This is a genomic window from Actinocorallia aurantiaca, assembly GCF_039533685.1.
GTDB lineage: Bacteria > Actinomycetota > Actinomycetes > Streptosporangiales > Streptosporangiaceae > Actinocorallia > Actinocorallia aurantiaca.
This window is the reverse complement of sequence record NZ_BAAATZ010000029.1, coordinates 14,190-40,865: the sequence shown is the minus strand read 5'-3', so window position 1 is coordinate 40,865 and position 26,676 is coordinate 14,190. Positions and strand designations below refer to the sequence as shown.

24 protein-coding genes are annotated in these 26,676 nt (G+C 71.0%); 12 read left to right on the top strand and 12 right to left on the bottom strand.

The features are described 5' to 3' along the window. Positions 1-24 precede the first annotated feature (24 nt). Entirely contained in the window at positions 25-1,185 is a 1,161-nt protein-coding gene (locus tag ABD327_RS28075; protein ID WP_344454565.1) for an aromatic ring-hydroxylating oxygenase subunit alpha, read from the bottom strand. 96 nt (positions 1,186-1,281) lie between these two features. Between ABD327_RS28075 and ABD327_RS28070 the strand changes: the two genes are divergently transcribed. Both ABD327_RS28070 and ABD327_RS28065 read left to right on the top strand, forming a co-directional pair. Further along, positions 1,282-2,442, top strand: a complete 1,161-nt coding sequence (locus ABD327_RS28070; protein WP_344454563.1) for an amidohydrolase family protein — start codon at positions 1,282-1,284, stop codon at positions 2,440-2,442. 156 nt (positions 2,443-2,598) lie between these two features. Beyond that, positions 2,599-4,119: a flavin-containing monooxygenase gene (locus ABD327_RS28065; RefSeq protein WP_344454560.1), complete on the top strand. Its 1,521-nt coding sequence runs from the start codon at positions 2,599-2,601 to the stop codon at positions 4,117-4,119. 7 nt (positions 4,120-4,126) lie between these two features. On the opposite strand, the gene ABD327_RS28060 is transcribed toward ABD327_RS28065, so the two are convergent. The 9 genes from ABD327_RS28060 to ABD327_RS28020 all read right to left on the bottom strand — a co-directional run bounded on the left by ABD327_RS28060 (position 4,127) and on the right by ABD327_RS28020 (position 12,886). Beyond that, positions 4,127-4,981, bottom strand: a complete 855-nt coding sequence (locus ABD327_RS28060) for an acyl-CoA thioesterase domain-containing protein (RefSeq protein ID WP_344454558.1) — start codon at positions 4,979-4,981, stop codon at positions 4,127-4,129. Then, positions 4,978-6,366: a cytochrome P450 gene (locus tag ABD327_RS28055; RefSeq protein WP_344454556.1), complete on the bottom strand. Its 1,389-nt coding sequence runs from the start codon at positions 6,364-6,366 to the stop codon at positions 4,978-4,980. Before ABD327_RS28055 ends, ABD327_RS28060 begins: the two co-directional genes overlap by 4 nt. 10 nt (positions 6,367-6,376) lie before the next feature. Then, positions 6,377-7,180, bottom strand: a complete 804-nt coding sequence (locus ABD327_RS28050; protein ID WP_344454554.1) for an enoyl-CoA hydratase — start codon at positions 7,178-7,180, stop codon at positions 6,377-6,379. Positions 7,181-7,226: 46 nt separating this feature from the next. After that, positions 7,227-8,396: an acyl-CoA dehydrogenase family protein gene (locus ABD327_RS28045; protein WP_344454552.1), complete on the bottom strand. Its 1,170-nt coding sequence runs from the start codon at positions 8,394-8,396 to the stop codon at positions 7,227-7,229. Further along, positions 8,396-9,421 carry an acyl-CoA dehydrogenase family protein gene (locus ABD327_RS28040; protein WP_344454550.1) on the bottom strand — a complete coding sequence of 342 codons (1,026 nt, stop codon included), beginning with the start codon at positions 9,419-9,421 and terminating at the stop codon, positions 8,396-8,398. The genes ABD327_RS28045 and ABD327_RS28040 overlap by 1 nt, the downstream gene beginning before the upstream one ends. 8 nt (positions 9,422-9,429) lie before the next feature. Next, positions 9,430-9,621, bottom strand: a complete 192-nt coding sequence (locus ABD327_RS28035; protein ID WP_344454548.1) for a ferredoxin — start codon at positions 9,619-9,621, stop codon at positions 9,430-9,432. After that, positions 9,618-10,856: a cytochrome P450 gene (locus tag ABD327_RS28030; RefSeq protein ID WP_344454546.1), complete on the bottom strand. Its 1,239-nt coding sequence runs from the start codon at positions 10,854-10,856 to the stop codon at positions 9,618-9,620. The genes ABD327_RS28035 and ABD327_RS28030 overlap by 4 nt, the downstream gene beginning before the upstream one ends. Next, positions 10,853-12,049 carry an amidohydrolase family protein gene (locus ABD327_RS28025; protein ID WP_344454544.1) on the bottom strand — a complete coding sequence of 399 codons (1,197 nt, stop codon included), beginning with the start codon at positions 12,047-12,049 and terminating at the stop codon, positions 10,853-10,855. The genes ABD327_RS28030 and ABD327_RS28025 overlap by 4 nt, the downstream gene beginning before the upstream one ends. 150 nt (positions 12,050-12,199) lie before the next feature. Next, a complete protein-coding gene (locus ABD327_RS28020) occupies positions 12,200-12,886 on the bottom strand; it encodes a TetR/AcrR family transcriptional regulator (RefSeq protein ID WP_344454542.1) in 687 nt (228 codons plus the stop codon). A 431-nt stretch (positions 12,887-13,317) separates the two neighbouring features. Between ABD327_RS28020 and ABD327_RS28015 the strand changes: the two genes are divergently transcribed. Both ABD327_RS28015 and ABD327_RS28010 read left to right on the top strand, forming a co-directional pair. Further along, positions 13,318-14,610 (top strand): cytochrome P450, encoded by a 1,293-nt coding sequence (locus tag ABD327_RS28015; protein ID WP_344454540.1) that lies wholly within the window; start codon positions 13,318-13,320, stop codon positions 14,608-14,610. A gap of 32 nt (positions 14,611-14,642) precedes the next feature. Next, positions 14,643-16,217, top strand: a complete 1,575-nt coding sequence (locus ABD327_RS28010) for an acyl-CoA synthetase (protein ID WP_344454538.1) — start codon at positions 14,643-14,645, stop codon at positions 16,215-16,217. A 101-nt stretch (positions 16,218-16,318) separates the two neighbouring features. Here the strand turns inward: ABD327_RS28010 and ABD327_RS28005 are convergent, their stop codons facing one another. Further along, positions 16,319-16,834 (bottom strand): PaaI family thioesterase, encoded by a 516-nt coding sequence (locus ABD327_RS28005; protein ID WP_344454536.1) that lies wholly within the window; start codon positions 16,832-16,834, stop codon positions 16,319-16,321. 84 nt (positions 16,835-16,918) lie between these two features. Next, positions 16,919-17,698 (bottom strand): SDR family oxidoreductase, encoded by a 780-nt coding sequence (locus ABD327_RS28000; RefSeq protein WP_344454534.1) that lies wholly within the window; start codon positions 17,696-17,698, stop codon positions 16,919-16,921. A 363-nt stretch (positions 17,699-18,061) separates the two neighbouring features. Between ABD327_RS28000 and ABD327_RS27995 the strand changes: the two genes are divergently transcribed. The 8 genes from ABD327_RS27995 to ABD327_RS27960 all read left to right on the top strand — a co-directional run bounded on the left by ABD327_RS27995 (position 18,062) and on the right by ABD327_RS27960 (position 26,670). Continuing rightward, positions 18,062-19,090, top strand: coding sequence for an acyl-CoA dehydrogenase family protein (locus ABD327_RS27995; protein ID WP_344454532.1), 1,029 nt, complete (start codon positions 18,062-18,064; stop codon positions 19,088-19,090). After that, a complete protein-coding gene (locus ABD327_RS27990; protein WP_344454530.1) occupies positions 19,087-20,250 on the top strand; it encodes an acyl-CoA dehydrogenase family protein in 1,164 nt (387 codons plus the stop codon). The genes ABD327_RS27995 and ABD327_RS27990 overlap by 4 nt, the downstream gene beginning before the upstream one ends. Before the next feature lie 22 nt (positions 20,251-20,272). Beyond that, positions 20,273-21,175, top strand: a complete 903-nt coding sequence (locus ABD327_RS27985) for an enoyl-CoA hydratase/isomerase family protein (protein ID WP_344454528.1) — start codon at positions 20,273-20,275, stop codon at positions 21,173-21,175. 39 nt (positions 21,176-21,214) lie between these two features. Then, a complete protein-coding gene (locus tag ABD327_RS27980) occupies positions 21,215-22,414 on the top strand; it encodes an amidohydrolase family protein (protein WP_344454526.1) in 1,200 nt (399 codons plus the stop codon). A 6-nt stretch (positions 22,415-22,420) separates the two neighbouring features. Continuing rightward, a complete protein-coding gene (locus tag ABD327_RS27975; RefSeq protein ID WP_344454523.1) occupies positions 22,421-23,176 on the top strand; it encodes an enoyl-CoA hydratase/isomerase family protein in 756 nt (251 codons plus the stop codon). A 95-nt stretch (positions 23,177-23,271) separates the two neighbouring features. Continuing rightward, positions 23,272-24,954 (top strand): class I adenylate-forming enzyme family protein, encoded by a 1,683-nt coding sequence (locus ABD327_RS27970; RefSeq protein ID WP_344454521.1) that lies wholly within the window; start codon positions 23,272-23,274, stop codon positions 24,952-24,954. Further along, positions 24,951-25,781: an amidohydrolase family protein gene (locus ABD327_RS27965; protein ID WP_344454519.1), complete on the top strand. Its 831-nt coding sequence runs from the start codon at positions 24,951-24,953 to the stop codon at positions 25,779-25,781. Before ABD327_RS27970 ends, ABD327_RS27965 begins: the two co-directional genes overlap by 4 nt. Positions 25,782-25,860: 79 nt before the next feature. Beyond that, a complete protein-coding gene (locus tag ABD327_RS27960; protein ID WP_344454517.1) occupies positions 25,861-26,670 on the top strand; it encodes a FadR/GntR family transcriptional regulator in 810 nt (269 codons plus the stop codon). Positions 26,671-26,676 lie beyond the last annotated feature (6 nt).

Below are 26,676 nucleotides of genomic sequence, written 5' to 3'. Positions count from 1 at the left end.
GTGCGGTCGGCGCGGGCCACGTGTTCAGCGCTTCTCTCTGGCCGCCTTCAGCACCTCTTCGAAGCCCCTGTGCAGGTGTTGCGGAGCCGGTTCGTTGCGTCCGAAGACGACGGTGTCGAGCAGGCCCGTCCGGACGCCGGGCTCCGTCCGCCCGGCGACCCAGAAGTCCTCGCCGTCGACGACGGTCTCGCAGATCCAAGGCGCCATCTCGGTCGCCTTGGCCAGCTCCTCCTCGCTCAGGCCGGGCCGGAAGTAGGAGGTGTGCACGACCTCCGAGGTCCTCGCGTCGACCGGGAGGATCTGCCACAGCTCGATGTGCCGGCTGTCCAGGGTCAGGCTGGTGTTGGGGAAGAGCGCGTACTGGTAGCTGAAGTGCTGCGCCACGTCCTCCCACTCCTCCTCCGGGACGTCCTTCAGCCCGTCGATGGAGCGCAGCGCCGAGCAGTTGCGCAGGTGGAGGCCGAACGGGTCGAAGGTCAGCACGCCGCCATAGGCGTAGGTGGCCAGCGTTTCGCGGTGCAGGAAGTCGAAGTGGTAGTTCTCCCGGAAGGTGTCGAGCGTGACCTTCCAGTTCGCCTGGACCTTGTGGACGTGCGGCTCGCCGTGAGGCCGCCAGCTCGCGAAGTCGAACATCGCGAGTTCGTCGGCGAGCCCGGGGCCGAGGAAGGCGTCGATGTCGGGGACGGGGCCCGGCCGGAGGCGGCCGACGATCAGTCCGTACCCCTCGGCCACCGGCAGTTCCACCAGCCCCTTGTCCTCCTTGCACATGCCCTCGAAGGCGCGGGCCGCGGGCATGCGGAGCAGGTCGCCCTTGAGCCCGTAGGTCCAGGCGTGGAACGGGCAGGTGAACCTGAGGGCCTCCCCCGCGCCGTCGGCGACGCGCACGCCGCGGTGGCGGCAGGCGTTCACCAGCGCGTGGACCTTCCCGTCCGCGTCCCGGGTCAGCAGGATCGGCGTCCCGCACAGGTCGACGGTCCGGTAGGTCCGCGGTCCGGGGAGGGCTCCCGACAGGGCGAAGACCAGCGGACGGTCGAGGAACAGGGCCTCGACCTCCTCCGCGTGGCGCCCTTCCGAGTAGACGTCGGTCGGGAGTTCCATCACTTCGTCGGCGAGGTCGGTCGTGCGGCGCTCGACGTGGTCCAGCAACCGGCGTGCGAGACCGCGCTCCAGGGCTTCTCTGTCCACGACTCGAAGCTAACAAGTAATCGCTCACTCTACAAGGATCGGGAGATTGAGAGTGAACGCTTGCTTCTTTGTGAGGAGAACCTTATTTTCATTGTCATGGAGAAGACGGACTTTGTGGTAGACGCTGATTCTCACTGGTGCGAGCGTCCCGACCTGTTCACCAGCCTCGCCCCGCCCGAGTACCGCGATCGGGTCCCCCAGGTGCGGGAGGTCGACGGCCAGCTGATGTGGGTCTTCGACGGGGTCCCCTCCGGGAAGTTCAGCGCCGGGGGCGTCGTCGCGCGGGACGGCTCCAAGGAGGAGTCGGAGATCGCGCTGCACACCTGGACCATCGACCAGATCCACGAAGGCGCCTACGACCCGGACGCCCGCCTTCAGGTGATGGACGACTGCGGCATCGACGCCCAGGTCATCTTCCCCAGCACCATCGGCCTCGGCGGGCAGGGGTTGGCGCAGGTCAGCGACGAGAAGCTCCGTCGGCTGACCTTCGAGCTCTACAACGACCGGCAGGCCCAGATCCAGCGGGACTCCGACAACCGGCTGCTCCCCCTGCCCCTGATGCCGGCCTGGAGCGTCCAGGAGTGCGTCCGCGAGGCCAAGCGGGTGGCGGCGCTGGGCGCGCGCGGCGTCAACATGACCTCCGACCCCCAGGACCTGGGCGGCCCCGACCTGGCCAGCCGGGAATGGGACCCGTTCTGGGAGGCCTGCACCGAGGCGCGACTGCCGGTGCACTTCCACATCGGCGCCAGCGTCACCGGCATGACCTTCTACGGCAAATACCCCTGGGCGTCCCACCCGCCGAGCACCCGGCTGGCCATCGGCGGCACCCTGCTGTTCATCGGCAACGCCCGCGTCGTGGCCAACCTCCTCGTCTCCGGCATCTTCAGCCGCCACCCCGACCTCAAGGTGGTCTCGGTGGAGAGCGGCTGCGGCTGGGTCCCCTTCATCCTCGAGGCCCTGGACTACGAGATGGCCGAGAACGCCCCCAGCGACCTGGCCAAGCTCGGCAGACTGCCCTCGGAATTCTTCCGCAGCAACATCTACGCCACCTACTGGTTCGAGACCAACCGCGGCAAGCTGGCCTCTCTGGTGGACTCCGTCGGCGAGGACAACATCCTCTTCGAGACCGACTTCCCCCACCCCACCTGCCTGTACCCCAACCCCGTCGAGCGCGCCAAAGAGACCATGAAGTCCCTCTCCGACGAGACGCGCCGCAAGATCCTCGGCGAGAACGCCCGCAAGCTCTACCGGCTCTGACGCCTTCTCCTCGAAGTTCTCCTCGAAGGCCCGTCCCGAGCGGCCGGGCCTTCGGCCGTCGCGTGGAGTGACTCGGATACCGCGACACCGGGCACGAAGGCCGCTATCGTCGGTGGCTTCCGCGCAGGCCGTGTCCTTGGTACCGAACCCCGGGGAGTGACCATCTCTCACGCGACTCCGACAGCAGCACCCCTGAGGATCGCCGTCGTCGGCGCGGGCTTCGCCGGGCTCGGCGCGGCCAGGGTGCTCCGCGAATTCGACCACGAGGTCGTCGTCTTCGAGAAGGCGCCCGACGTGGGCGGCGTCTGGAGCTCCACCCGCCGCTACCCCGGCCTGCGGACCCAGAACGACAAGGGGACCTACACGTTCTCCGAGCTGCCGATGCCGCGCGCCTACCCCGAGTGGCCGAGCGGCGAGCAGGTGCAGCGCTATCTGGAGTCCTACGTCGAGCGGTTCGGCCTCGCATCGTCGCTGCGGCTCTCGACGGAGGTCAGCCGTGCCGTGCCTTCGGAGGACGGCGCGGGCTGGGCGGTGACCGCCGGCGGGGTGACCGAGTCCTTCGACCACCTGGTGGTCGCCAACGGAATCTTCTGCGACCCGTTCATACCCTCTTTCGAGGGGGTGGAGGCGCTGGAGGCCGCCGGAGGGAGGATCCTCGCGGCGAGCGACTTCCACGACCTCCGCGACGCGGTCGGCGAGCACGTGGTCGTCATCGGCTACGGCAAGTCGTCCTGCGACGTGGCGGTCGAGATCAGCGGGGTCGCCGCGAGCACGACGGTCGTGGCGCGCGAGCTGCTGTGGAAGATGCCGCGCAGGATCAAGGGCGTGCTCAACTACAAGTACCTGCTGCTCACCCGCATGGGCGAGGGCCTCTTCCGCTACCTCACCCCGGTCGGCCTGGAGAAGTTCCTGCACGGCAGGGGCGACGGCGTGCGCCGCTCCCTCATCGGCGGCGTCGCGTCGGTCACGACCGGGCAGCTGCGGCTCGCCGCCCTCGGGCTGGTGCCCGGCGGCGCCTTCGAGGACATCGCCCGCAGCACCGTCAGCCTCGTCACCGAGGGGTTCTTCGAGGCCGTCGCCGAAGACCGGATCAAGGTGGCCCGCGACCTCACGGTCTCCCGCTTCCTGAGCAAGGACGGCGCGCCGCACGCCGAGCTGACCGACGGCTCCCTCGTGCGGGCGGACCTCGTCGTCTGCGCCACGGGCTTCCACCAGCGGGTCCCCTTCCTCGACGACGACGTGCGGGAACGCCTCACCGACGAGCGGGGGAACTTCGAGCTCTACCGCCAGATCCTGCCGCACGACGTGCCGAACCTGACCTTCGCCGGATACAACTCCTCCTTCTTCAGCCCCCTGTCGGCTGAGATGTCGGCCGTGTGGATCGCCAGCCTCCTCGCCGGGCTGCACACCGTGCCCCCCGTCGAGGAGCGCAGGCGGCTCGTCGCGGAAAGGGTGGCGTGGATGGAGGAGCGCACGCGGGGGCGGCATGCCCGCGGCACCAACGTCATCCCCTTCTCCATGCACAACATCGACGAGGTCCTCGACGAACTCGGCCTCAACGTCGGCAAAGCGGTCAAGGCCCGGCAGTGGCTGATGCCCGTCGACCCGGGCTCCTACCGCGGTGTCGCCCGCGGGCTGAAGGAGCGGTACCTGCGGCGGGCGGCCGCGGGCCGCTGACCCCCGATCACGCCGGACCGCGCGAGCGGGCTTCGACGACCAGGGCCTGGGCCGACTGGCCGAGGCGGCCGCCGGAGTCGTAGAGGGTGCCCACGCTCAGGCCGCATCCGCCTGGCTGGACGACGCCGGCGCTGACCAGGCCCACCCAGGAGCCGGCCGGCTCACGGGAGACGTGCAGGCTCAGCTCGGCGTTCATGAAGCTCCACCGCTCGAAGGACAGCCGCGTGTTCGTGGCGGCGGAGGCGTAGTCCGCCGCCACCGCCGCCCGTGCGAGGCTCGGGGTCGGCTCGCCCGCGATGACCGGGACCAGCAGGCTGACCCACATGCCGAGGGAGTTCCCGTCCAGATCGGGTGACTTCAACGAGCGCAGTGACACCGCGCCGCCGTCGAAGCTCTCCCAGCCGACCGCCTCGCTGACGTTCGGCTTGGGGCGGGTCAGATCCGGCACCGGCACTCCCGCGAACGGGTCCGGGTGGGCCGTCGCGCCCTCGGGCAGCTCCAGTTCGGCCTTGCGCACCGCCAGGCACTGCGCGCGCGCCACCGGAGTGTCGCCCTCCAGGAGGGTGACCGTCTGGCGCACCACGCGTTTTCCGCCCTCCGCCTCGGTCACGGACAACGTCATCGGCACGGAACGTATCGGCGCCAGCAGGTCGAAGGTGACGCGTACCGGCGTCCATCCCGGCACGTCGATCCCGCACGCCAGCACGGCGGCCACGGCGGCGCCGTGCAGGGTGTCCGGACGCCACGGGCCCCGGGCCAGGCCCGTCGGGACGATCCGGGAGCCGTCCCGCTCGAACAACGCGTCATCGCAGGGCGCGTCCGCTCCGGTCGATCCGCTCTTCTCTGTCACGGCGCCGCTCACGTGCCGGACTCCCCGTCGAGCCTCGCCCGCGCCTTGCGGACGGTGACGGGTTCGGCGAGGCGCTGCTCGTCGCAGACGCGCTGCAGCCTGTCGAGGGTCTCGGCCAGGCCGGGGCCCAGGCGCTCGCCGGGGGTGAAGGTCGCCGGCAGCTTCTTCATGCCGTTGATGATGCCGATCGTGTCGTAGTGCACGGCTCCGCCCGGCGTGCAGACGTAGTCGGGCATGCGGTCCAGCACCGCGGTCAGCATGATCTTGAAGACCGACCGCGCCACGTTCGAGCCGATGCACCGGTGGATGCCCAGCCCGAAACTGCTGTGCCGGTTGGCGGGACGGTCGAGGTCGATCTCGTGCGGGTTCTCGAAGGCCCTCTCGTCCCGGTTGGCCATCGCCCACGACAGCCAGAGGCGCTCGCCCTCCTTGAACTCCGTGCCGTTGATCACGCAGTCGCGGGAGACGGTGCGCCCGTCGCCCTGCGCCGGGGTGAAGAAGCGCAGGAACTCCTCGGTCGCGCCGTCGAGCAGCGTCTCCCGCTCCCTGCTGAGCCGTTCTCGCTCGCCGGGGTTCTCCGACAGCCACTCCAGGGAGTGCGCCGTCAGCGCGGTCGTGGTGTCGAAGCCGCCGCCGATGAGCAGCATGAGGGCTCCGAAGACGTCCATGTCCGCGGGCCGGGCGCCGTCGATCTCGAAGTGGGCCAGCTCGTTGACCAGTCCGGGACGGGGGCTCGTCCGGGCCTCCTGGATGGCCTGGAAGAGGTTCATGCCCATGGCCATCTGGAGGTCCCGCACCCGGAGGTAGTCCGGCGAGTCCATCGGGGTGTAGACGGCTGCGTGGACGGGCTCGCAGTAGACGTCCCAGTCCTTCAGCGGCATGCCGAGCAGGGCCAGGGTGAAGACGGCGGGCACGATGTTGGCCAGGTCGTCGACGAAGTCGATCCGGCCGGACTCGATCACCTCGTCCAGGCAGGCCCGTGTCAGCTCCTCGATCACCGGCTTCCACCGCGCGACCGCCGCCGGCGACAGGTAGGGATTCAGCGCTTGGCGGTAGTAGCGCTGCTCCGGCGGATCCATCTCCAGGAACCCGCCCCGGACCCGCATCCCCCCTTCCCCGACGGGAGGGAGCGGGATGTTGATCCCCACGTAGCCGTTCTTGGTGCCGTCGACGTCGTGCTCGTTGGACAGCACGTCGGCGCGCCGGGCGAGGTCGAACAGCTCCTTGTCGCCGCTGGCGAACCAGTGGCCCCCGTACGTGTCGTTCCAGGCGACCGGGCACTTGGCGTGGAGCTCGTCCGCGAGGTCCTCGAACTCCAGGCGGTAGCTCGGAGCGTGCCGGTCCATCTTGATCGTGTGCTTCTTGCGCTCGGCGTCCGTGCCGTGGTCGTCGCTCATGTGCGTCCCCTCACCGGCCCTTGAGCCGTTCCTTCATGCCGTCGAGCCGCATGAGGATCGGGTAGCCGCTGACGCTGAGGGCGTTGCCGTGGCCGGTCTGATGGATGTCGAACACCGACTGGATCGCGGCATAGAAGCCCTGCACGTCCTGGGTCTGGTTGACCGCGCGCTTGGCCTGGCGGAGCCCGAAGGGGGGCATCTCGGCGATCTGTCCGGCCAGCTCCATCGTGGCGGCGTCCAGGTCGTCCAGGGGGACGACGCGGTTGACCATGCCGATTCTCTCGGCCTCGCCGGCGGTGAGGGCGCGGCCGGTGAACAGGATCTCCTTGGCTTTGCGCGCACCCAGCTCCCAAGTGTGGCCGTGGTACTCCACCCCGCCGATCCCCATGTGCACGACCGGGTCGGAGAACTCGGCGTTCTCCGCCGCGACGATCAGGTCGCACGGCCAGCACAGCATGAGGCCCGCCGCGATGCACTTGCCCTGGACCGCGGCGATCGTCGGTTTGGGGAGGTTGCGCCAGCGCAGGGTGTACTCCAGGTACCTGCGGTTCTCCGCGGCGTAGATCCACTCCAGTGTGATCTTCTCGGGGGCCGGCCAGTTCCCGCCCTTGAGGTCGTGCCCGGCCGAGAAGTGCCTGCCGTTGGCCCGCAGCACGATGACGCGGACGTCCTCGTCGTCCGCGGCGCGGGTGAACGCGGCGTCCAGGTCGTCCAGCAGGGCCGGGGTCTGGGCGTTGGCCGCCTCGGGCCGGTTCAGGGTGATCACCGCCACGCCCTTCTCGGCCTCGTACAGGATCTGGTCGGTCTTCTCCAACTGACTCTCCTCATCTGGGGGGCGGGCCTTGAAGGGGTTCGGCCCGTCAACCGGAACGCGGCAGGCCCAGCACGTGCTGGGCGATGATGTTGCGCTGGATCTCGCTGGTGCCGGCGTAGATGGTGGTGCCCTTCGCGTGGCGGACCATGTGCTCGAAGGCCCCGCCCTCGACGGCCGAGGGGTCGTCCGCCGACCGTAGCCCGTCCGGTCCCACCAGTTCCAGGGTCTCCTTCGCCTGGCGTTCCAGGCGTTCGGTGCTGAACAGCTTGGACATCGACCCCCTGCCGACGAGCGAAGGGTCCTTGCGCTCCCGCAGCAGGGCGGCGCGGCGGAGGAGCAGCTTGGAGACCTCCAGCTCGGTGCGGGACCGGCCGATCCGCTCCCGGACGGCGGGGTCCTGCGAGCGGGGCCGTCCCTCCTCGTCGGAGGCGGAGCACGCCCACCGGGTGAGCGCCTCGACCAGGCGGTCCTGCTCGCCGCTGAAGGAGGCGGTGTGCTCGGCGGCCAGACCCCGGGTCATCACCCGCCAGCCGCCGTCGACCTCCCCGATGCGCAGGTCGTCGCCGACGAGGACGTCGTTGTAGTAGGTGATGTTCGTCCGCTCGCCCGACAGGGTCTTCACCGCCCGGATCTCGACGCCGGGCTGGTCGAGCGGCACCAGGAACGTCGTGAGCCCCCGGTGCTTGGGGGCGTCCGGGTTGGTCCGGGCGAGCATGAACACGTAGTCGGCGACGCTCGCGTTGGTCGTGAACATCTTCGAACCGGTGATCCGCCATCCGTCGCCGTCGCGCACGGCCTTCGTGGCGGCCGCGGCCGCGTCCGACCCGTTCTCCGGCTCGGTGAAGCCCAGGGCGATGACGATCTCGGCGGCGAACGCCTTCGGCAGGATCTCCCGCTTCTGCTCCTCGGTGCCGAGCACGCTGATGACGTACGCGGCCATCATCGTCGTGCTGATCCCGTAGACGGGGGCGTCGCGCCGTCGCGTCTCCTCGGTGTAGGCGAGGACCTCCAGCGGGTCGCGGCCCTGGCCGCCGAGCTCGACCGGCCAGCCGAGCGCGAGCCAGCCGCGTTCGCGTACCGCGGCGGAGAACTCGGGGTCGTGCTGGACGCCCGTGCTGCGGCAGCGCTCCCGCATCTCCGGGGTGAACACCTCGTCGAGGAACTCCCGCACCTCCTGGCGCAGCTGCTCGCTCTCGGCTCCGAGACGGAAGTCCATCAACGGTTCCTCTCCCCCGCCGCCGACAGGTGGTGCGCCGCGACGCGCCGGTACCCGGCGGCCGGGCTCTCCAGCACCGCTCCCCAGGCCCGCGCCCGCCGGTAGTAGAGCTGGATGGGGTACTCGAGCATGAAGCCGTACCCTCCGTGGAAGTGCAGGGCCTCGTGACTGGCGTCGCGGGCGGTCTCGGCCGCGAACGCCAGCGCCATCGAGGCGAGTTCGGCGGCGCGCCCGGGGTCGGCCTCGGCCGCCCAGGCCGCCTCGCGCACCAGCAGTTCACAGCCGTCGACCTCCGACGCGCGGTCCGCCAGCCGATGCGCCACCGCCTGGAACTCGCCGAGAAAACGGCCGAACGCCTTGCGCTGCTTGACGTACTCGACACCGATCTCCAGGGCGCGTGCCGCCAGGCCGGACAGAGCGGCGGCCGTCAGCACCCGCCACTCGTCGACGGCGGCAGCGAACAGCCCGACCGCCGCCGGACCTTCGGCGAGGACGGGGTGGCCCTCCCCGTCGAGGGTCACGTCGGCCAGCGGCAGACAGCCGAGGTTGTGCACCGGTACGGTCCCGCTCAGGCCGACCAGCACGAGCCGGTCGCCGGCCAGGACGATCGCGTCGTCCGCGACCGCCCCCGCCGGTACCAGCCCGGCGCGGCCGTGCTCCGCCGGGCGGACGGCGAGCGTCGCCAGCCGGTGGCCGTGCGCCAGATCGGCGAGATCGACCGGTGGCTTGTCCAGGCGGGCCAGGAGCCGCGCGGCGACCTGCGCCTCCAGCAGCGGCGCCGGGGCGACATGGCGTCCGTGCTGTTCGGCGACGAGGGCCAGGTCGAGCAGGGACGCGCCGAATCCGCCGCGGTCCTCGGGCAGGGCCATCTCCACACCGCCCGTGGTGACGAGCTTCCGCCACAGGCCGGAGTCGTGCCCCAGCGGCTCGGCCGCCCGGACGGCCTCGGGCGGTGCGAGGTCTCCGTACAGGCCGGCGAAGGCGTCGATGAGCTGCTGCTGTTCGGGGCTCGGCTGCAGGTCCACGCGCTCCCCTAGTCCTCGAGGCTGATCGCCTGGAGCGGGCAGCGCCGCACGGCCTCCGCGGCGGCGGCTTCCTGTCCGGGCGCGATCTCGTCGGTCAGCAGGTAGAGGAAGTCGTCGTCGCGCACCTCGAACACCTCGGGAAGAAGCTGCATGCAGATGGCATTGCTCTCGCACAGCTCGAAGTCGACCCGGACCTTCATGATCTCCCCTTTTCCGTCACCCGGACCGGGACGCTCGCCCAGCCGGCCACGTTCGTCATCGCGACGCGCCTGCACCGGGAGCGGTCGACCTCGAACCGGGGCATGAAATCGAGCAGCGCGTCGAGCGCGATCCGGCTCTCCAGCCGGGCCAGCGCCGCGCCGAGGCAGCTGTGGACGCCGTAGCCGAACCCGATGTTCTGGGACTCCACGGCGTTCCGGTCGATGTCGAACACGTCCGCGTCGGTGAAGGCCCGCTCGTCGCGGTTGGCGGCCCCGATGATGAGGAACACCGCGCTGCCCGCGGGGATCCGCACGCCGTGCAGGTCGACGTCGCGCGTGCAGTAGCGGACGTTGTACTGCGAGGGCGCCTGGTGCCGGAGGATCTCCTCGACGGCGGCGGGGACCTTGCCGCGGTCGGTGCGGAGCGCGTCCCACTGGTCCGGGTGGTCGGCGAAGGTGACGACGGCGTTGCCGATCAGCTTGGTGACCGTCTCGGCTCCGGCGCCGCCGAGCATCGTGGCGAATCCGGCGATCTCCATGTCGTCGAGCTCGGTCCGCTCCCCGTCCTCCCGCAGCATGTCGGCGCGGATCAGGGCGCTGATCATGTCGTCCCGCGGCTCGGCCCGCCGCTCGCGCACCAGCTCGTGGTAGAAGGCTCCGGTCGAGATCAGGGCCTCCATGCCCCGGCGCGTGACCTCGATCCGGCCGGGTTCGCGCTCCAGGAACACGTCCAGCCACAGCCGGACCTGCTGGCGGGACTCGGGCGGGACCCCGAGCATGGCGCTGATGATCTCGACCGGGAACAGGGCGGAGAAGTCCTGGACCGCGTCGAACCCGGCGGGGTCGCACCCGCCGAGGAACCTCTCGACCTGCGCGCGCACGACGGGTTCGAGCGCGGCGATGGCGCGCGGGGTGAACACCCGGTTGACGAGCTGCCGCATCCGCCTGTGCTCGGGCGGATCCATCATGATCACCAGGGGCGGCGCGGGTCTGCCGGAACGCACCATGGCCAGGTCGACGCCGTGCGCCGAGGAGTAGGTCGCGAAGTCCTTCAGGCCCGCGGCGACGTCCTCGTGGCGGGTCAGCGCGTAGAAGTCGTACTTCTCGCTGTAGTAGACCGGTTCCTCGTCGCGCATCCGCCGGTAGACCGGATAGGGATCGGCGAAGAACTCCTCGGAGAACGGGTCGAACTCCACCCTGCCGGAGGCGCTCGCCGGGCCGCCGCGCCCGGTCACCCGGCGGCCCCGGCCCGGACCTTCAGCAGCCGCATCATGGTGCCGCCCATGATCTCGGCGGCGTCCTCCTCGGACAGGCCCTCCAGGGCGTCGGTGAAGCTGAGCGGGTCGGCCAGACCCTCGGCATGCGGCCAGTCCGAGCCGAAGATGATCCGGTCGGCTCCGATCAGCGGCACCAGGTCAGCGACGCGGTCCTCCCAGAACGGGTTGACGTACACGCCCCGCCTGAACGCCTCGATGGGATCCTCGCTGAACTGCCCGGGCATCTTGCTGTAGACATTCTTCAGGCTCTTGAACAGCTCCGGAATCCAGTCCGAGCCGTTCTCGATGGACAGGATCCGCAGATCCGGATTCCGTGAGAGCGCTCCGTGGCAGGTCAGCGCCAGCATCGCGTCGAGGATCGGGCGCTTGCCCATCGCCGCCGTCCGGAACGCCGTCGGCCGGAACGGCGTGTACTCGCGGCCGGACTCCCACACGTTCAGGAAGTCGGAGTACCCGCTGTCGGACGCGTGCATCGACACCGGGATCCCGGCCTCCACGGCCGCCTGCCAGAACGGGTCGAACTCCGGCAGGCCGAACGACCTGCTTCCCCGGTATCCCGGCACCGGGGCGGGCCGTACCAGCGCGGTGCGGGCGCCCCGCTCAAGGCACCATCGCAGTTCTTCCAGGGCGCGGTCCACGACCGGCAGGGTGATCACCGGGACGGCGAAGATCCGGCCCTGGTAGTCGAACGACCAGGTCTCGTGGATCCACTCGTTCAACGCGTGGATCACGTCGTGGGTGAGGTCCGGGTCGTCCTTCAGCCGCTCCTCGATCAGGCTGGCCAGCGTCGGGAACACCAGGCAGTGGTCCAGGCCCTGCTCGTCCATCACCTTCAGGCGCGGCCCCGGCTCGCGGAACGCCGGGATCGCCTTCATCGGCTCGCCCATCAACTCGCGGTGCGACTTGCCCTCGGGGTTGCCGTGGCGGAAGTACTCCTCCTGCGCACCGGGCCGCGCCACCACGTCGAACGTCGGGTTCGGGATGAAATCGCTGATCACACCCCGCACCGCGATCTTGGTCCGGCCCCGGACCTCCACGTAGTCGATCACGCCCCTGGCCCGGGCCGGCAGGAACTTGGTGAGGGCCTCGCGCGGCTCGTACAGGTGGTTGTCGGCGTCGAAGGTCGGGAATCCGAGTTCACGTGACGGCATGTCTTCTCCTCAACGCGCGCCATCGGTGCGAGAACACCACAGCGGTTTTTTGAGAGGCGAGTTACCGGTAAATGTGAAAATGAAGTTACCACCCGGGAACACAGAGCGGTACCCGTCGACTTCTTCCGGTTCATGCCAGAATTCGATCGGCTAGGGCGCGGGCGTGACCAGGCCCGAGCGGCAGAACTCCCACATGCGGTCCGGATCCGAGGCGCCGCTGAAACGCGGCCCGCCCAGCGCGCTCATCACCGTCGCGCCGACGACCATCTCGACGAAGACCGACGTCAGCTGCCCGGGAGGGATGTCCGAACGCAGCACGCCCTCCTCGGCGCCCCGCTCGATCAGCTCCCGGATCACCGCCACCAGCGGGGCGAACGCCCCCAGATAGGCCTTGGGCTCCTGCTGCGCGAGGCCCGCGTGGTAGGAGGCGAGCACCCGGTTCAGCCTGTTCCACGGATCGTTGCCGGTGGAGCCGTAGATCCGGTGCACCAGCACCCGCAGGCCGCCGAGCACGTCCTCGCCCTCGATCTCCTCGCGCCACTGGGCCACGGAGTCGGCGATCGTCTCCTCCAGCAGGGCGAGCAGGAGCTCTTCCTTGTTCGCGAAGTACTGGTAGAACGACCGAAGCGACGTGCGGGAGCGCTGGACGAGCTCATGCACCGTGAAGTCGGTGCGCCCGCTCTCCTGCAGCATCTGGGAGGCCGTCACGATGTACCGCCGGCTCCGCGTCATCGCCTTCGCGCGGGCGGCCTTGAGGGACCGTTCGAGCGCCCGGTCCCGCCACGACGTGTCGGCGCCGTCCGGGGTCCCGGCGATCTCGCCGTCGGACCGCACCATGTGGCCTCCAGGGCTCCGAACCTCCGCCGGAAAGCGCTGTTCAGTGGAGATGCTACTCGATTTCACCCCTGACAGGCTGGTCTCACCGTTTCCCGCAGGATGAAACACATGTGTACCGCCAAGCGATAACGACGCTATCCGGCGACTACCGGATCCTTGACAGGGCACCGACGCAAATGTGTACTGTCGGCAACCGGTACCGACGCCCTGGCAATCTCCACCGAACGCGCACCGAACCGGACCCGCGCGAGTCCCGCACGCCCGCGCCGTCACGCCACCCACCCCACCCCGCGGAGGGCTCGCGCGAGCCCTCACCACGTCGTCTGCGACGACGCTCGCCATGCACGCTCCCGCCGTCCCGTCACGGCCGTGGAGCACGGGGGCGAACAGCCTCCGGGCAGCGTCCGGCGATGACAGAACGGACCCGTCGAATGGACGAAGTGAAACAGCCGCAGACGGCTCCGGAGGGAGCCCCCCGCGTCGCGGGCCTCTGCGGCATCGACCTCTCCGACCCCACGACCTACCTCGCCGGCCCGCCGCACGCCGCGTTCGACGTCCTGCGCGCCGCGGCGCCGATCGCCTGGAACGACGAGCGCCCGGTCGCCAACCGGGCGAGCGAGGCCTCCAGCGGGCTCCCCGCTCCGCCGTCGCCGGGCTTCTGGGCGGTGACCGCCCACGAACTGGTGCACGAGGTGTCCCGGCGGCCGGACGTCTTCTCCTCCCACCTCGGCGGGGTCCAGCTGTTCAACGCCGACGAGCTCACGCTCACCGGCCTGCGCCTGATGATGCTCTTCATGGACCCGCCGGAGCACTCCCGGCTGCGGAAGATCATCTCGCCCGCGTTCTCCCCGCGCGCGATCAATGCGCTCCGTGACGCCGTCGCGCGGCACTCCCGCGAGATCGCCGACGGCCTCGCCGGCGCCGGATCGGTGGACCTCGTCACGACCGTCTCCAAGGAGCTCCCGACCCGCGTGCTCGCGGACCTGCTCGGGATGCCGGAGGAGGACCGCGACCTCATCGTGAAGTGGTCCGACGCGATGATCGGCTTCGAGGACGCCGAGCTCGCCGGCGACCCGACCGCGGCGGTGGAGGCGTTCGCCGAGGCCCTCGAGTACGGGAAAGGGGTCGCCGCGGACCGCCGCGCCCGCCCCTCCGACGACATCATGTCCGCCGTCGCGAACACCGAGATCGACGGCGAGCGGCTCACCGACGACGACTTCTGCATGTTCTGGATCCTCCTCATCATCGCCGGGAACGAGACCACCAGGAACTCGCTGTCGGGGTCGGTCATCGCGCTCCAGGAGCAGGGCCTGTGGGAGGGGCTCGCCCGCGCCGGGAGGCTGCCCGCGACGGGCGTCGACGAGCTGGTCCGCCACATCTCCCCCGTGATGCAGTTCCGGCGCACGGCGACCAGGGACGTCGAGCTCGGCGGGCGGCACGTCCGCGCCGGGGACAAGGTCGTCATGTGGTACACCGCCGCGAACCGGGACCCCTCGGTGTTCGCCGACCCGCACGCCCTCGACCTCTCCCGCGACCCGAACCCGCACCTGGCGTTCGGCACCGGCCCGCACTTCTGCCTCGGGACGCGCCTCGCGAAGCTGGAGATCTCCACCATGCTCGAGGAGCTGCTCGCCAGGTACCCCGGGCTGCGCGTCGACGGCGAGGTCAAGCGCATCACCTCCAGCTTCATCGCCGGTGTCGACCACCTGCCGGTCGTCCTGTGACGCCCCGCGCCGGACTCTCCGGCAGGGAGGACATGACCGCAGGCCCCGGCGTCGCCGCCCTCCGGGCGCTCCCCTGCGCCGGAACCGATCCCGACCGTCCCGCCGTCGTCTGCGATTCCGGCGAGTCACTGACCTACGGCGAGCTCGCCGACCGCGCGTCCCGGCTGGCAGGGGCGCTGCGGCGGCGGGGCCTCCAGGTCGGCGACGTCGTCGCGATCCTCGCGGAGAACAGCCCCGCCTACCTGGAGATGACGTGGGGGTGCCGGCTGGCCGGGCTGTACTACGCCACCGTGAACAGGAACCTCGGCGCCGAGGAGATCCGCTACATCCTCGAGGACTCGGGAGCCCGCGCCCTGCTGGCCTCGGCCGGGCTGCCGGTCCACGCCGCGCTGACGCCCGAACGCGTCCCCGGGATCGAGCACCGGCTGCTGCGCGGCGGCCCGCGCCCCGGCTGGGAGGACTACGAGTCCGTACTCGCGGACGCTCCGTACTTCGAGAGCGACACCGGGCTCGAAGGAGACCTCCTCCAGTACTCCTCCGGCACGACCGGCCGCCCCAAGGGCATCAGGCGTCCGCTCCGGCCCGCCGCGCCGGCCGACGAGGACATGTTCACCTTCCTCGTCAGGCTGATCGGCGTGGACGGGGACTCGGTCTACCTCTGCCCCGCGCCGCTCTACCACTCGGCGCCCGTCATCTGGACGATGGCGGTGCTGCGGCTCGGCGGGACCGTGGTGCTGATGGGCGGGTTCGACCCCCGTGAAGCGCTGCGGCTGATCGAGGAGCACCGCGTGACGCACGGGCAGTTCGTGCCCACGATGTTCACCCGCATGCTCAAGCTCCCCCAGCGGGAGCGGCTGGACCGCGACGTCTCGAGCCTGCGGGGCGTGGTGCACGCCGCCGCTCCCTGCCCGGTCGAGGTGAAGCGCGCCATGATCGACTGGTGGGGGCCGGTCGTCCACGAGTACTGGTCGTCCTCCGAGGGCGCCGGTTTCACCTTCATCACCCCGGACGAGTGGCTCGAACGCCCCGGATCGGTCGGCCGACCGCTGCTCGGCCCGCTGCACATCTGCGATCCCGACGGGCGCGAGCTCCCCGTGGGCGAGACGGGCCTGATCTGGGCGGAGGGCTCCACCGAATTCACCTACCTCAACGATCCGGGCAAGGACGCCGAGACGACCAGCCCGCAGGGCTGGCGCAGCGTGGGCGACATCGGCCGGCTCGACGACGAGGGCTACCTGTACCTGACCGACCGCGCGTCGTTCATGGTCATCTCCGGCGGGGTGAACATCTACCCGCAGGAGTCGGAGAACGTCCTCATCGAGCATCCGCGGGTGTACGACGCCGCGGTCCTCGGGCTGCCCGACGACGACCTCGGCGAGATCGCCGTCGCGGTCGTCCAGCCCGTCGACCCCGCCGACGCCGGGCCCGCGTTCGCCGGCGAGCTGGCGGACTGGTGCGCCGCCCGGCTGGCCCGCTACAAGTGCCCCCGCCGCGTCCTGTTCGCCGACGAGCTGCCCCGTTCGGACACCGGCAAGCTGTTCAAGCGCGAGCTACGAGACCGTCTCCTGCGAGAGGGCTGGAACCGGCCCGAGCAGGCGCCCGAATGACGGCGGCTTCCGGGCCCGGCGGGGAGCCGAAGCACGTGGTCGGCCGCCTGCGTGCCACGTTCAACGGCGGCCGTACCCGCTCGCTCCATTCACCCGGCGCCTCATGAGGTCTCTGCTCTGGGCGTCCGGTCCACCGCGCGGACGCGGGGCTGGCCGGGCCGCAGGGGCAGGACCGAGAACGACAGCGTGGCGACCGCGGCCAGGACGTCCCGGCCCTCGTCGCGGACGTCCACCTGCACCACGATGAGCGACTTGCCCCGCCGCAGGATCCGTGCCGTGGCGTGCGCGGGGCCGACCGTGACGGCGGAGAGGAAGCGGACGTTCATGTCCGCGGTGGCGGCGCTGTCCCCGTCGGGCAGCGCGAGACCGGCCGCGCGTCCGGCGACGACGTCGATGAGCGTCGCGATCAGGCCGCCCTGCAGCCCGCCCCGGAGGTTCGTCACCTGGGGGGTGACCGGGATGGTCATCGCGAGGTCGGCTCCTTCCGGGATGTCGACGTCGCGCATCTCGAGCAGGCGGAACACGTGGTTGTCGTGGTCGACCGCAGCCGCGGCGGCCGCCGCGGCGGCGGCATCGCTGTCATTGACGGATTCCCGCCCGCTGACTCTCGTCTCCATGGGACCCCCACTCGTTCGTTCCCGGCAGGCCTCGTGCCGAAAATATCAATCTCACAATACTAGAATCATGTTCTCACACCGTCGTCACCGCTCCGCGATCGGGGCCTCGGGCTGCACCTCGACGAGGCTGAGGTGGGCTCCCCGCGGGGCCGAGACGACGGCGACCACGGCCCGCGCGACGTCGTCCGGCAGCAGCACGCCGCCGTGGCGGACCAGCCCCCAGCGCTGCCAGTCCTCGAGGAGGCCGACCATGCGCTCGTGGTCCCAGGCGTCGGCGATACCGGTGGCCGTCTGCCCCGGACGCACGAGCGAGGCGCGCACACCGGCCCCCTCGAGCTCCATCTGCAGTGAGCGCACCAGCCCTTCGAGACCCCACTTGCCCGCGACGTAACCGGCGACGCCGGGCCGGGGCGTCCGCACGACGTCGGACGAGACGAACACGGCGTCGCCGCGGGCCCGCTCGACCATGCCGGGCACGAACGCGTCGATGACCCGGTGCGCGCCCAGGACGTTGACGTTGATCTCGTCGCCGAACTCCTCCGTGCTCGCCCCGCACGCCCGCATGGTGCCGACCGTCCCCGCGTTGGAGACCAGGATCTCCACGCCGCCGAGCCGCTGCGCCGCCTCGTCCCGGAACCGCGCCACGGAGCCGGTGTCGCCGACGTCCAGCCGGAGGGCGACGGCCTCTCCCCCGGCCTCCCTGATGGCGAGCGCGGTCCGCTCGCACCGGTCGAGGTTCCGGGCGCCCAGCGCGACCGGATGCCCGGCGGCGGCGAGCATCCTGGCGACCGCGGCGCCGATGCCCGCCGAGGCACCGGTGACGACGGCCGGCCGGCGGTCGGGGTGCGGTGGGAAACCGGCCATGAGAAGCTCCTCGCTCCTGCTGACAACCCGAATAGCGTCTACGGAATGCGGACTTACCACGATGAGGTAAGGATGCTACGTCAGCCGCTTCGAAACCACAGGTCATTGGCAGGCTCCGGCCGAAGATCGATGTTCCCGTTTGAATCCAGGCATCCCTGTGACCAGGTGTTTCATCGCACGCAGCACGGAAAGCGGGAGCGAGAATGCATGGGCACGAATCACTGCACGGTCCTTACCGCATAATGAAATACCTAAGCCCTGAAGTCGGGTACTCACCGTTGACACGGCAATAGATCAGCTGTAACTCTCTACAGAGTCGCCCACCCCGGCGAGCTTCGCCGCTCTCCGAGATATCGAGGTCCGATGGATCTGGCGCTCAGCCCCGAGGACGAGGAGCTGGTGGCCGCCCTCGCCGCCCTGCTGGCCGAGGAGTCGTCGGCCGACCGGGTCAGGGCCGCCGAGGGGCTCGGATTCGATCCCGCGTTGTGGGAGGCGCTCCAACGGCTCGGCGTCCCGGGGCTCGCACTCGGTCCCGAAGCCGCCTCGGCCGGGCAGCTCGTGCTGATCGCCGAGCAGGCGGGCCGCCGTCTCGCCTGCGCCCCGGTCGTCGAGACCCTGGTGACCGCGCGGCTGCTCGAACGGTGCGGCGGACCGGTGGCGGAGGCGCTCGCGGCGCGGTGCGAGGCGGGCGCGATCACGACGCTGGTCCTTCATCCCCTCGACGGGGCCGAGGCGGAGCTGGTGCCCGCCGGCGCGGTGGCGGACACCGTCCTGGCCTTCGACGGGGAAGTGATCACCGCTGTCGCCGCCGACCCGCCCATGGCCGCCTCGTCCAACGTCGGCGGCCTGCCCCTCGCCGACCTCGACCTGGCGGCGGGTTCGGCCGAGACGGTGGCCGAAGGCGAGCGGGCGCGCTCCGCGTTCGAGGCCGCGCGGCGCGACTGGCAGCTGCTGACGGCCGCCCAGCTGGTCGGCCTGGCGGCCCGGTCGCTCGAGCTCGGCGTCGAGTACGTGCGGGAGCGCAGGGTGTTCGACCGCCCCGTGGGCTCCTTCCAGACCGTCGCGCACAAGCTGGCCGACCACGCGACGGCCGTCGACGGGGCGCGGCTGCTGGTGCGGGAGGCCGCGTGGGCCGTCGACGGGCACGATCCCCGCGCCTTCGCGCTGACGACCATGGCGTTCTGCTTCGCGGCCGAGCGGGCCCTCGCCGTCGCGGGCGACAGCCTGCACTTCCACGGCGGCTACGGATTCACCCTCGAATACGACATCCAGCTGTACTACCGGCGCGCCCAGGCCTATCCGCTGGTCTGGGGCTCCGTGCGGCGGGAGTACCAGCGTCTCGCCGACCAGCTGTTCGGCGAAACCGCTTCCGGGCGGGGTGAGGCGGCGTGAACTTCGGACTCGGCGACGAGAGCGAGGCCTTCCGCGCGGAGGTCGCCGCGTACCTCGACGAGCATCTGACGCCCGAGGTGCGCGAACGCGTCCGGCGCAGCGGCTCGATGCACGACTGGGAACTGCACCGCGCGCTGGCGCGGCGGGGCTGGCTGGCCGCGGGCTGGCCGAAGGAGTACGGCGGCCAGGGCCGCAGCCCGCTGGAGCTCATGGCCATGCGGGAGGAGCTGAAGAAGCGCCACGCGCCGACCGAGGGCATGGGCATGACGATGCTCGTGGCGCGCACGATCCTCGCCGCCGGAACGGAGCGGATGCGCGCCGAGGTCATCCCGCGCGCGATCAACGGCGAGATCCTGATCTGCCTCGGCTACACCGAGCCCCAGGGCGGCTCCGACGTCGCGTCCGCGCGCACCCGCGCGGTGCGGGACGGGGACGGGGACGGCTGGGTCGTCGACGGCCAGAAGGTGTTCACCACCCTGGCCGAGGAGGCCCACTACGTCTTCCTCCTCACCCGCACGAACACCGGGGTCGCCAAGCACCGCAGCCTCACCATGTTCCTCGTCCCCATGGACTCCCCCGGCATCGAGATCCACCCGATCGAGACCCTCGGCGGCGAGCGCACCAACACCGTCCACTACACCGGCGTCCGGGTGCCCGACAGCGCCCGCGTGGGCGCCGTCGACGGCGGCTGGGACGTCCTCATGACCGCCCTGACCTTCGAGCGCAGCGGCGTCGGCGACGACTCGCGGCTGCTGAACGAGGTGGTCAGGACGGCCCGGGAACCCGGCGCGGCGGGCCCGGCGCCGGTCGACGACCCGGTCGTGCGCGAGCGGCTGGCCCGGCTCGCCGTCGACGTCGAGGTGGCCAAGCTCCTGGGGCGACGCAGCTGCTGGGTCGAGGCGACGGGCGGGATGCCGACGGTCGAGGCGTCGATGCACAAGCTCTTCCACGCCGAGTCCCGCGTGCGGTTCTCGTCCGTGATGCTGGACCTCCTCGGCCCCCGGGGCCTGCGCGAGGTCGGCGATCCGCGGGCGGCGGCCGGAGGGGCGTTCGCCGAGGAGTTCCGCCACGCGGTCATCATGCCGATCTGGGGCGGCTCGAGCGAGGTCCAGCGGCGCATCATCGCCGAGCGCGGCCTGGGCCTGCCGCGCTCATCGTGAACGGACGAGCCGAGGAGGCGACGTGACGGACGACGACCGGGTACTGCTCGACCGGGACGGGGAGACGGGCATCGCCCGCATCACCCTCAACAATCCCGAACGGCGCAACTCCTACGACCCCGCCATGCGGCGGCTGCTGGGACGCCACCTCGACGACCTGGCGGTCGACGACGACATCAAGGTGGTGCACCTGCGCGGGGCCGGAGGGGTGTTCAGCACCGGGGCCGACATGAACAACGCCTACGCCTGGTACGGCGAGGCCGAGGACCCGCGGGCCAGGCGGCGGCCGAGCCAGCGCCGCCGGTTGGGCGTCGACCGGGAGACCTTCGACTTCTACCACGGCTATCTCGGCTACCCAAAGGTGACCGTCGCCGAGATCCAGGGGTTCGCGCTGGGCGGTGCCTTCGAACTCGCCCTAATGTCCGATATCTCGGTCATAGCGGCGGACACGAAGATCGGCATGCCCGCGACCCGCTTTCTCGGCCCCGCCCTGGGCAACCTGCACCTGTTCTTCTACCGCCTCGGCCCCAACCTGGCGCGGCGCCTGCTGCTGACCGGCGACACGATCGAGGCCGGGGAACTGGCCGGACGCGGGATCTTCACCGAGACCACCGACGCGGAGTCGGTACCGGCCCGCGCCGCTCACTGGGCGGAGAAGGCGTCCCGGATGCCGGCGGACGGCATCGTGATCGCCAAGGAGGCGTTCCGGCTCGTCGAGCAGATGCAGGGCTACCAGGGGGAAGAGGTCGCCAGCTACCTGTTCCACGCCTACGGCACGAACCTGCAGTTCGGCGCGGACGAGTTCAACTTCGTCAAGACCCGCGCCGAGCACGGGACCAAGCGCGCCTTCGAACTGAGAGACCAGCACTTCGCCGTTCCCCGGCCCCCCGTGCCCCCGTCGGCGCCCCCCGGCGAGGAGCTCTGAGACCGCCGACCCGGCACTGACAGCGAGGAGGACCCGTCCATGCCCATGACCCTCGGCGGCCGTCCGTTCCGGCCGTTCGACGCGGACAACCACTACTACGAGACGATGGACTCCTTCACCAGGCACCTCGACCGGAGGTTCCGCCGCCGCGGAGTGCAGGTCGTGCAGGCGAACGACCGGCCCATGATCCTCATCGGCGAGAAGGTCAACCGGTTCATCCCCAACCCCACCTTCGACCCCGTGCTCGTGCCCGGTGCCCTCGACCCCTACTTCCGCGGCCGCATCCCCGAGGGCGTCGACCCCGACAGCCTGCGCGTCGTCGAACCGATCCATCCGGAGTACCGGGACCGGGACGCGCGCGTCGCCCGGCTCGACGAGCAGGGACTCGCCCTCGCCCTGCTCTTCCCCACCCTGGGCTGCGGCGTGGAGCAGGCGCTCCGGCACGACGTGCCCGCCACGATGGCGACGCTGTCGGCGTTCAACCGCTGGCTCGACGAGGACTGGGGATTCCACCACCGGGAGCGGCTCTACGCCGCGCCGATGCTCTCGCTGGCCGACCCGGACGCGGCGCTGGCGGAACTCGAATGGGCCCTCGGCCGCGGCGCCAGAGTGGTGTGCGTGCGTCCCGCGCCTGTCCCTGGCGCCGACGGCAGGCCCCGCGACCTCGGCGACCCGGCGCACGACCGGTTCTGGGCCCGGCTCGCCGAAGCCGGCGTCCCCGTCGCCTTCCACCTCTCCGACAGCGGCTACACGCTCCTGTCGGGCGCGTGGGGCGGCCCCGCCGACTACGACCCGTTCCACCTCGACCCGCTGACCAAGCTCGTGGTCAGCGACCGCGCCATCCACGACGCGATCGGCTCGATGGTCATCCGAGGCGTCTTCGACCGGCACCCCGCCTTGAAGGTCATGAGCATCGAGAACGGCGCCCCCTGGGTCCCGCTGCTCGTCAAGCGGCTGCGGAAGCTGGCCAACCAGCAGCCCAGGCACTTCAAGAACGACCCGGGAGACACGCTGCGCGAGCACGTCTGGGTGGCCCCGTACTTCGAGGACGACGTCGCGGAACTCGCCGAGTGGATCGGCGTCGAGCGCGTGCTCTTCGGCTCCGACTGGCCCCACGGCGAAGGGCTCGCCGAGCCCACCGACTACGCCAAGGAGCTCGACGGTTTCGACGACGACGCGGTCCGCCGGATCATGCGGGACAACCTGGCCGAATGCCTCGGCATGCCGGTCGGAGAGTGAGCGCGCGTGCCGAACTCTGACGAGCCCCCCGTCCTCTACCGGCCGGGGAGGACCGCGCGCCTGGTGTTCAACCGACCCCGCGTCAAGAACGCGCTCGACTCCGAGTCCTGGACGCTCCTGGCCGACGCGCTCGAACGGTTCGAGAAGGACCCCGAGTCCCGCGTCCTGGTGCTCTCCGGCACGGGTGGGGACTTCTCCTCCGGAGCCGACCTGTCCGGCAACATCAACGCCTCGTCCGAGCAGGTCTCCGCGAAGATGCGCGAGGTCGCCGCGATCATCGTCCGGCTGCACACCATGCCGAAACCGACCGTGGCGAAAATCGACGGCGTGGCCGCCGGCGTGGGCATGAGCCTCGCACTCGGCTGCGACATCATCATCGCCTCGGACCGCGCCCGCTTCGGCGCGGTCTTCTCCCGGGTCGGCCTGGCCCCGGACGGCGGCCTGAGCTGGCTGCTCCCCCGCGTCGTCGGATCACACAAGGCCAAGGAACTCACCCTCCTCGGTCGGCTCGTCGACGGCCCCGAGGCCCGCGACCTCGGCCTCGCCAACCTCGTCGTGCCGGTGGACGAACTCGACGCTGTCGTCGACGACTGGTCCGAACGGCTGGCCGCGTGCGCGCCCGCCGCGGCCGAGGGCACGCTCGGGCTCATCGACGCGTCCTGGAACACCACGTTCACGGAGGCCCTGGACAACGAAGCGGTGGCGCAGCGGCGTGCGGTGGCGGCACTACGCGAGCAGAAGATCCGCGCGGACGAACGATGAGCGGCCTCGAACGGCAGAACCTTCCCAGCCCGCCTAGCAGCGGATCGGAAAGCTCCCGCAGACAGGTCGAGCGGACGAGTGAGGAGCCCTGAACGATGAACGACCTCATACGTCAGACCTTTCCGAACGCGTTTGGCAGCGAATTCGGGCGCTCCCTGATCGTCCCGGGCGGGGCGTACTCCGTCGTCGAGGAAGACGTCCTAGGCGAGCGGATGGCCGTGTTCGAGAAGCGGACGACGTCGATCCTGCGGTTGTTGACCGACGCCACGGCGGCGTATCCCGACCGCGAGTACCTGGCCGACGACGACCGGAGGCTGACCTACCGCGAGCACCTGTCGGCCGTGGCGGGGCTCGCGCGGATCCTTCGTGACGAGTACGGGGTGGTGCCCGGAGACAGGGTGGCGCTGATCGCCGCGAACTCGATGGAGTGGGTGATCGGCTTCTGGGCCGTGCTGGCGGCAGGGGGCGTGGTCGCGGCGATGAACGGCTACTGGAGCGAGCCGGAGGTCGACGCCGCTCTGGCGCTCGTGGAGCCGCGTGTCGTGCTGGGTGACGGCCAGAGGCTCGAAACCGTGGCGCGTGCGGCTCCGGGCCTCGCTCGGCTGGAGTTCACGCCCGGTCTCTACGCGCGGATCACCGGGTCGCACGCCGACCTGCCGGAGGTGCCGCCGCCCGCCGAGGACGATCCCGCGCTGCTGATCTTCACCAGCGGGACGACCGGACGACCCAAGGCCGTCGTGCACGGTCATCGCGGCGTCACCGGGTTCGTCGCCTGCAACCGGTTCAACGCGCTGCTGCGCGCCGGTGCGATGCCCGGTGCGCCGCCCCCGCCGGCGCGGGTCCTGGTCTCTCCTCCCCTGTTCCACCTGTCCGCCCTGTACGGGGCCGTCCTGATGTTCACCGTCTCGGGCGGGTTGCTCGTCATGCGTCCCGGACGGTTCGACGAGGAACGCACCCTGCGCACGATCGAGTCCGAGCGCGTGACCGTCTGGCTCTCGGTGGGGAGCGCCGCGCCCCGCGTCGCCGCCCACCCCGCGCGTGGGGAGTACGACCTCTCGAGCCTGGCGAGCGTGGTGGTCGGCGGCGCGCCGATGAGCCCGACCGTCAAGCGGCTGCTGTGCGAGGCGTTCCCGTCCGCCGCGGCGGGCTTCCGGATGGGTTACACCAGCAGCGAGGGAGGCAGCATCGTCGCCAGCATCGGCGGGGCCGACTTCGCCGCGTTCCCCGAGTCGACGGGGCCGGTGCAGGACGGGGTGCAGATCGCCGTCCGCGACGCCGAGGGCAAGGACCTCCCGCCCGGTACCGAGGGCTTCATCCACATCCGGAGCCCGTACACGATGCTCGGCTACTGGAACGACCCGCAGGCCACGGCGGAGGTGTTCGGCCCCGGCCGGTGGCTCGCGATGGGCGACGTCGGAAGGATCGAGGACGGCCTGCTCCACGTCGACTCCCGGGCACGCGAACTGATCTTCGTCTCGGCGGAGAACGTGCACCCGTCCGAGGTGGAGTACCGCCTGGAGGCCCACCCGGACGTCGAGGAGTGCGCCGTCGCCGGGATCGACGACCCCGTCACCGGGCAGGCGGTGAAGGCCTTCGTGGTCCTGCGCGAGGGGGCCCGCGCGGACGGGCGGGAGCTCGCGGCCTGGTGCCGGTCCGCGCTCGCCCCGTACAAGGTGCCGACCGCGTGGCGGCTGCTCACGCGGCCGCTGCCCCGCAACGCGGCGGGCAAGATCCTGCGCACGCGGCTGGTAGCCGACGAGGCGGAGGCGGCCCCGTGACCGCCCCCGGAGTGATCGACTGCCTGGTCAACGTCGACTTCGGCGACCGCCCCCAGCCGGACTGGATGATCCGCGTGAAGGAGGACTACTTCAAGGCGGGTGACGAGATGCTCGCCAGCACGCCGGCGGACGCGCTCATCGAGGAGATGGACGCGAACGGCGTCACCCGGGCGGTCCTGCTGACCCGGCTCGCCGAGCCGTCCCCCCGCGCGCTCGCCTACGTGGAGGCCTTCCCCGAACGGTTCGCCCTCGGCATCGGCGGACTCGACCTCCTCCGCCCCATGCCGACACTGCGCGCGCTCGACGCGTTCCGCCGCTCCCATCCGGTGGCATATGCGCAGGTCGGCCCGAGTTTCTGGGGCGACGGGCGGTACCCGCCGAGCGACGCGGTCTACTACCCGCTCTACACCAAGTGCAGCGAGTGGGAGCTGCCGCTCTGCCTGGCCACCGGCCTGCCCGGCCCCCCGATCGGCGGCGAGGCCCAGCACCCGATGCACCTGGACCGCGTCTGCCAGCGCTTCCCCGAGCTGAAACTGTGCATGCACCACGGCGCGGACCCGTGGTGGGACGTGGCCATCCGGTTGATGACGAAATACCGCAACCTCCACCTGATGACCTCCGCGTGGGCGCCGCGCCGCCTCCCCGCCGAGCTCCTGCGCTTCATGCGCGGCCGCGGCCGTGACCGCGTGATCTTCGCGTCCGACGCCCCCGTGCTGACGATCGAGCGCTGCGTCGGAGAGGCACGCGCCCTCGACCTGCCGGACGACGTGCTCGAAGCCTTCCTCCACGGCAACGCCGCACGGTTCTTCGGCCTCCCTTCCGCCTGACCACTCCGCATCCCGGCGAGGCACCGGCCCACTATGCTCGGATCACGCGGTCAGGCCGGGTCTTCGAATGGAGCGGTGCGTGCGGCAACCTCTGCTGGCGGAGCTCGTCGCGGCCCGGCTCAGGGAGCGGATCCTCGGCGGCGAACTGCGCGAGGGCGACGTGCTGCCACCGCAGGAGCAGCTCATGGCCGAGCTCGGGGTGAGCTTCGGTGTCGTTCGCGAGGCCCTGCGCCTCCTGGAGAACGACGGCCTGGTCGTCGTCCGCCGAGGCAACGTCGGCGGCGCCGTCGTCCGCTCCCCGAACGTCGACCGCGCCGCCCAGATGATCGGCATGGTCCTGCAGTCCCGCCTCACCACGGCGGCCGACGTCAGCGAAACCCTCGCCCGCATCGAACCGATCTGCGCCGGCATGTGCGCGTCCCGCCCGGACCGCGCCGAAACCGTGGTCCCGCCCCTGCGGGCGATCCTGGAGCGCCAGCTCGAGGAGATCGACGACCTGGACGCCTACGTCCCCAACGCCCGCCGCTTCCACGAGGCCATGGTGGACCTCTGCGGCAGCGACACCATGATCGTGGTCGTGGGCGCCCTCGAGGCCATCTGGTCGGCCCACGAGTCCTCCGTCTGGAGCGCCGTCACCGGCGGCCGGAGCACCCGTCCCGCCGCCCACAGGTTCGCCGACCCCGAGTCCTACGACGAGCCCATGTCGCACACGGTCCGCCGAGAGGCCGTCCGCGCCCACGAGAAGCTGCTCGCGGCGATCGAGGCCGGAGACGCCGACCGCGCCCAGACCCTCGCGGCCGCCCACCTGTCCATCGCCCGCGGCAACACCCTCGCCTGGGCGGAGAGCACCACGATCCGCGCCGCGGCGATCACTCCCGCCCCCGGCTGACTCTTA